The following is a 6,443-nucleotide window of genomic DNA, read 5'->3' on the forward strand; positions in this document are numbered from 1 at the left end:
GAGCGCGCAGGAAACACCGCTTTGGAAGAAGTTGTTATGATTTTAAGACAACATCCATATCTTAATTTAGATACAAATATAAAATCTGAAATGCTTTACGGTATTAGCCAATTAGTTTCAGATAATAAGGGAATATACACGCAACCAAACAAAGGTATTGTTGGTGCTAATTCATTTGCGCATAGTTCTGGAATTCATAAAGATGGTGTGATTAAAAATCGTGAAACTTACGAAATTATGGACCCTAAAGATGTTGGTGTAACCGAATCTGCTATTGTTTTAACAGCACGAAGCGGAAGAGCTGCATTGGCTTATAGAGCAAAAAATATTGGATACGAATTAACAAAACTTCAATTAGATGAAATCTATACAAATTTCTTAGATTTTGCCGATAAGAAAAAAGAAGTTGATGATAATGATATTCATAAAATAATAGAAAACAGCAAAGTATATCGCGAGATTATTTCGGCTTAATTGATAAAGTTTAATTCATGAAATTAAATATTGCCGTATTACCAGGAGATGGTATTGGACCAGAAGTAATCGCTCAAGCCGTCAAGGTTTTGAAGGCTGTTGCTATGGAATTTAACCACATATTTACATTTCAAAACGCATTGGTAGGAGCTATTGCTATTGAAAAAACAGGAAACCCTTTACCAGAAGAAACCATAAGCATTTGCAAAAAAGCAGATGCTGTTTTATTTGGAGCCATTGGAAACACAAAATTTGACGAAGACCCTAATGCTAAAATTCGTCCAGAACAGGGCTTATTAGGAATTCGTAAAGCCTTAGGATTGTACACAAACATACGTCCAGTTATTGCTTACGAAGATTTATTAACCAAATCGTCGCTAAAAGTAAAACAGATAAAAGACACTAATATTCTTATTTATCGTGAATTAACAGGTGGTATTTATTTTGGCGATCGCTATTTAAGTGAGGATGGCAACACAGCATCAGACGTTTGTAAATACGAACGTTATGAAATTGAGCGTATTGCACATTTAGCATTTAAAGCAGCACAATCTAGAAAACGCAAATTAACTTTAGTCGACAAAGCTAATGTATTAGAAAGCTCGCGTTTATGGAGGCGTGTGGTAAAAGAAATGGCACCACAATATCCAGATGTAAGAGTTAATTACATATACATTGATAACGCTGCCATGGAACTTATAATTCATCCAAGACAGTTTGATGTTATATTAACCGAAAACATGTTTGGCGATATTCTATCAGAAGAAGCCAGCGTCATTGTAGGTTCTATTGGCTTATTAGCTTCAGCTTCCATAGGCGATGAACATGCCATGTTCGAACCTATTCACGGAGCATATACCAAAGCTGCCAACAGAGGTGTAGCAAACCCAATTGCCTCTATTTTATCGGCTGCCATGTTACTGGATCATTTTGGACTTTACGAAGAAGCCGCGTTGGTTAGAGAAGGCGTAGATAAATCGTTAAAACTACATATCACAACACCCGATTTAAACAACAAATACGATAACATTAGCACCACGAAAGTAGGCGATTTTATAGAAGATTTTATTCAAAATCCAGACGAAACTAATCTAAACTTTACAAATATACATTTAGGACAATCCACAATTATTTAATCATTTGAGTTAGTCACCAAACCATATTAAACTAAACATTATATTGGAAAGTCCTTAAAAGCGCATTTAACTAGTGCGCTTTTTTTATGCTCTAATTTGGGCGTTACCCGAAAAGGGTCGGGCCTGCCTGCCGGCAGGCAGGCTTTCCATTCCAAGTCCTCGCACCTCCAAAGTCGGGCTGTGGGCTTTCCTTTTCAATCCCTAACGCGGAAGATTGAGGATTGAGAGGTTCCTTTGCCGTGTCGCGGAAATTTTTTACAAAGTCAAGTTTTAAAAAACTCCCTATTTAGGAAACTTCCCCCGAATTTTATCTAAACACAAATTATGAATACTCCCAGCATGCGTATGTTGTTTTGAGGTATCAGGTACATAAGTACCATCTTGCACTTGTCCGCCAATTTTCTGGTAAGCTTCTCTAAAACTTTGCCCTTCAACTACCAAAGTATTAATATTATCAACCGTGAATAAATACTTGTACAAATCGCTATGTACATCAATATCTTTCACAATTATTTGTTGAATCGAATAATTAAAAATATCTAGAATGTCTTTCAATTCTTCAAAAGCAGCAATCATGTTTTCTTTTAATAATTGGTAATCTCTATGATATCCGCTAGGTAAATTATTGGTTATTAAAACCATTTCACCTTGTAAGGCTTGTATTTTGTTACACTTACCGCGAATCAATTCAAAAACATCAGGATTTTTTTTATGTGGCATAATGCTACTTCCCGTTGTTAATTCATCCGGGAACGACACAAATCCAAAATTCTGGCTCATATATAAACAAGTATCCATAGCGAAACGTGCCAAAGTATTTGCTAAACTTCCTAAAGCTACTGCAATAGTGCGCTCATTTTTTCCACGCCCCATTTGTGCCGCAACGACGTTATATTTTAGCGTTGCAAAGCCCATCTCTTTTGTGGTTAATTCTCTATCGATAGGAAAAGAGCTTCCGTAGCCTGCCGCAGAACCTAAAGGGTTTTGATCGACCGTTTTAATGGCAGCATCAATTAAAAACACATCGTCAATCATCAATTCTGCATAAGCTGAAAACCATAACCCGAATGATGATGGCATGGCCACTTGTAAATGCGTATATCCTGGTAAAACTTTGTCTTTGTAAGTTTCGGCTAATCCTAAAAGAGTTTCAAAAAGCGTTTTGGTCTTGTCTTTTACAAGTTTCAAATTCTCTTTATAATATAAATGACAAGCCACTAAAACTTGGTCGTTTCGTGACCGTGCTGTGTGGATTTTTTTACCAACTTCACCTAAGGTTTTAGTCAATTCAAATTCAATTTTAGAATGTACATCTTCAAACTGAGCATCAATAACAAAAGTGCCTTCTTCAATCTGTTTTTCTAAAGTTTTTAAACCTCTTAACAAATCGACTAATTCCTCAACAGTAATAATCCCGATTTTTTGAAGCATTTTAGCATGCGCCTTAGATGCTATAACATCGTATTTTGCAATGTGAATATCAATTTCCCGGTCGTTTCCAACAGTAAATTGCTCTATTTTTTTATCGATTGATATGCCTTTGTCCCAGAGTTTCATTTCCTAAAATTGTTTATTTGTTTATTCGTTGATATGTTTATTCGATTACTCGATTTAACAATTCAATATATATTTTAACACCTTCTTCAATTTCATTTACATAAATAAATTCGTTTGCTGAATGCGAGCGCGTACTATCTCCCGGTCCTAATTTTAAACTAGGGCAGGTTAATACCGCTTGGTCTGATAATGTTGGCGATCCATACGTGGTTCTTCCCATGGCAATACCAGCTTTTACCAAATCATGTTCTACCGGAATTGATGATGAATTTAATCTCAAACTTCGCGGTTTAATACTTGTAACTGGTGCTTTTTCTTGTAAAATTTGAGCAATTTCAGAATTACTATAGGCATCATTCACGCGAACATCAATTACCAAATCTACATGTCCTGGCACCACATTATGCTGCGAGCCTGCATTAATTTGTGTTACGGTTAATTTCACATCACCTAAAGCTTTCGATCTTTTTTCGAACTTAAAATCTTTAAACCATTGTAAAGCTTCAATCGCGTTGTAAATGGCGTTATTATCATTTGGATGTGCGGCATGACTTGGCGTGCCTTCTATAACGGCTTCAAAAACCACTAAGCCCTTTTCGGCCACCGCTAAATTCATCAAAGTAGGTTCACCAACTATAGCAACATCCACTTTAGGAATTATAGAAAGCATGCTATTTAGCCCGTTGGGACCGCTACTTTCTTCTTCCGCGGAAGCGACAACAACTAAGTTATATTTTAAATTTTCCTGATTATAAAAATGAGTAAACGTTGCTATTAATGACACCAAACAGCCTCCTGCATCGTTACTTCCTAGTCCGAATAGTTTTCCATCTTCAACAAACGCTTTAAATGGGTCGTTTGTATAGGCCGAATTTGGTTTTACCGTATCGTGATGCGAGTTTAATAACAGCGTTGGTTTGCTTTTGTCAAAATGTTTATTAACCGCCCAAACGTTATTTTTGGTGCGTGTAAAATCAATATTATATCGCGTGAACCAATCTTCAATTAGCAATGCCGTTTTATCTTCTTCCGAAGAAAAAGATTGCGTTTCTATCAGCTTTTTTAAAAGTGATATAGCATCTTGGGCTAAATCTTGTATCGCCATATTATAGGGTTATTGTGGTAAAATTATCATTCGATTGGGTTAACATGGATGTGTTTCCCATATTTATATTGTGCACGCCATTTTTTAGAGCATCAAAACAATTTTCAAGTTTTGGAAGCATGCCATCTGCAATAATACCTTGTTCTAACAAATCTTTATATATGTTTGAATCGATATGTTTTACAACCGAATTCTTATCCTTTATATCTCTTAACACCCCATTTAACTCAAAACAATAATAGATTGAGGTTTCATAAAGTTTACTCATACCAACGGCAACTTGCGATGTTATGGTATCTGCATTGGTGTTTAACAACTGCCCTTTTCCATCGTGAGTAATGGCACAAAAAACTGGGGTAAAACCAGCTTGAATTAACTTATCTATTGAGTTATGAGCAACTTCTTTAACATCGCCTACAAAACCATAATCGATGTCCTTTACTGGTCTTTTTTCAGACTTTATACTATTAATATCAGCGCCAGTTAAGCCAATAGCATTTGTGTTTAAACCTTGTAATTTTGCAACCACGTTTTTGTTAACCAAACCTCCGTAAACCATCGTAATTACCTCTAAAGATTCGGCATCGGTAATGCGTCGACCATTTACCATTTGAGATTCAATCCCTAATTTTGCCGCGATATGAGTGGCACGTTTTCCGCCACCATGCACTAAAATTTTCTTTCCTTCTAAATTAGAAAATAATTTCAAGAATGCCAGTAACGACGCATCGTCCTCTATGATGTTTCCTCCTATTTTTACTATGGATAGTTTTTCCATTTTTAGCTTTTAGACTTTTGCTTTAAGCTTTTAGCGCCTACCTACAAAAAGCCGATTATAAATTTTTTAGTATTTTTTTAAGCACTAATTGGGCTGCATATGTTCTGTTGTTAGCTTGCTCGATAACTAACGAGCTATCACTATCTAAAACCGCATCTTCTACTACCACATTTCTTCTAACGGGTAAACAATGCATAAATTTTGCATCGCCAATTTTGGATTTTGTGATCATCCAATTAGGGTCTGTATTGGCAACTTTACCATAATCTTCATAAGAACTCCAATTTTTGGTATATACAAAATCGGCATCTTTAAAGGCTTCGTATTGGTTATGATAAATCTTTGTATTGCCAGTAATTTCAGAATTTAAATCATACCCTTCAGGATTTGCAATAACAAACTCAACATCCATTTTTTGCATGGCTTGAGCAAAACTATTCGCTACCGCATGAGGCAATGCTTTAATATGTGGCGCCCAACTTAAAACCACTTTAGGTTTTTTAACTTTAGCGTGTTCTGAAATTGTAATCGCATCAGTCAATCCTTGTAATGGGTGTCCAGTTGCACTTTCCATATTCACGATAGGCACAGACGCAAATTTTACGAACGATTTTAAAACATGTTCGCTTTCATCTTTTTCTTTATCAATTAATGTTGGGAACGCTCTTACTGCAATAATATCGCAATATTGAGACACCACCGCGGCAGCTTCTTTAATGTGTTCTGCAGTCGTTCCGTTCATAACCGTTCCATCTCCAAACTCAATGCCCCAAGCATCGCCAGAAACATTCATAACAATTGGGTTCATACCCAAGTTTAACGCCGCTTTCTGAGTACTTAAACGAGTCCTTAAACTAGAGTTGAAAAACAATAATCCTAAGGTTTTATTTTTTCCTAATTCAATATGTTCAAGCGGATTTGCCTTTAATTCCTTAGCTTCTTCAATCCAAGTATTGATGTTGTCTATATCGTTTATGGATGTGTAATGTTTCATGCGTGTTCTATTTATATCTTTTTCAAACCGACAAGGTTTTTAAAACCTTGCAGGTTATTTTATTTTGGTAAACGGTACCTTGTTTTCCATAGCATTCACTATAAAATTATCTTCCAATCCGTTTACAATCCATGTTTCTATATTTGCTTTTTTTGTTAACGCAGCAGCTTCAATTTTTGATTGCATGCCGCCACTTCCGTGAGTTGATTTCGAACTCACTACTTGTGCTCTTAATTCATTAAAGTCAACAACTTCATTTATAGTCTCTGGAACGCCGTTTTCAATAGATTCTTTTGTGTAAATGCCGTTCGTATTTGTTGCTATGATGAACAAATCGACATCTAAAAGCGAAGCCGTTAATGCGCCTAACTTATCGTTATCACCAAATTTAATTTCATC

Annotated in this window: 6 protein-coding genes and 1 pseudogene; 2 read left to right on the top strand and 5 right to left on the bottom strand. The window is 35.8% G+C overall.

Annotation, left to right across the window (positions count from 1 at the left end; all coding sequences use genetic code 11):
- Both WBN21_RS12860 and leuB read left to right on the top strand, forming a co-directional pair.
- A partial coding sequence (locus tag WBN21_RS12860) for a homocitrate synthase/isopropylmalate synthase family protein (RefSeq protein ID WP_424200903.1) occupies positions 1-474 on the top strand: 474 nt, incomplete at its 5' end.
- A gap of 17 nt (positions 475-491) precedes the next feature.
- Entirely contained in the window at positions 492-1,610 is a 1,119-nt protein-coding gene (gene leuB / locus WBN21_RS12865; protein WP_424200905.1) for a 3-isopropylmalate dehydrogenase, read from the top strand.
- A gap of 282 nt (positions 1,611-1,892) precedes the next feature.
- Here leuB and argH read toward each other — a convergent pair whose 3' ends face one another.
- The 5 genes and pseudogenes from argH to WBN21_RS12890 all read right to left on the bottom strand — a co-directional run.
- Positions 1,893-3,167 carry an argininosuccinate lyase gene (gene argH, locus WBN21_RS12870; RefSeq protein WP_424200907.1) on the bottom strand — a complete coding sequence of 425 codons (1,275 nt, stop codon included), beginning with the start codon at positions 3,165-3,167 and terminating at the stop codon, positions 1,893-1,895.
- A 37-nt stretch (positions 3,168-3,204) separates the two neighbouring features.
- Positions 3,205-4,272 (bottom strand): M20 family metallo-hydrolase, encoded by a 1,068-nt coding sequence (locus WBN21_RS12875; protein ID WP_424200909.1) that lies wholly within the window; start codon positions 4,270-4,272, stop codon positions 3,205-3,207.
- 1 nt (position 4,273) lies between these two features.
- Positions 4,274-5,050: an acetylglutamate kinase gene (gene argB / locus WBN21_RS12880; protein ID WP_424200911.1), complete on the bottom strand. Its 777-nt coding sequence runs from the start codon at positions 5,048-5,050 to the stop codon at positions 4,274-4,276.
- A gap of 55 nt (positions 5,051-5,105) precedes the next feature.
- Positions 5,106-6,044, bottom strand: coding sequence for an N-acetylornithine carbamoyltransferase (locus tag WBN21_RS12885; RefSeq protein ID WP_424200913.1), 939 nt, complete (start codon positions 6,042-6,044; stop codon positions 5,106-5,108).
- Positions 6,045-6,098: 54 nt separating this feature from the next.
- A pseudogene (locus tag WBN21_RS12890) lies at positions 6,099-6,443 on the bottom strand (glutamate 5-kinase); the annotation flags it as partial.

Origin of the sequence: Algibacter sp. (assembly GCF_049667265.1) — a bacterium.
Classification (GTDB): domain Bacteria; phylum Bacteroidota; class Bacteroidia; order Flavobacteriales; family Flavobacteriaceae; genus Algibacter_B.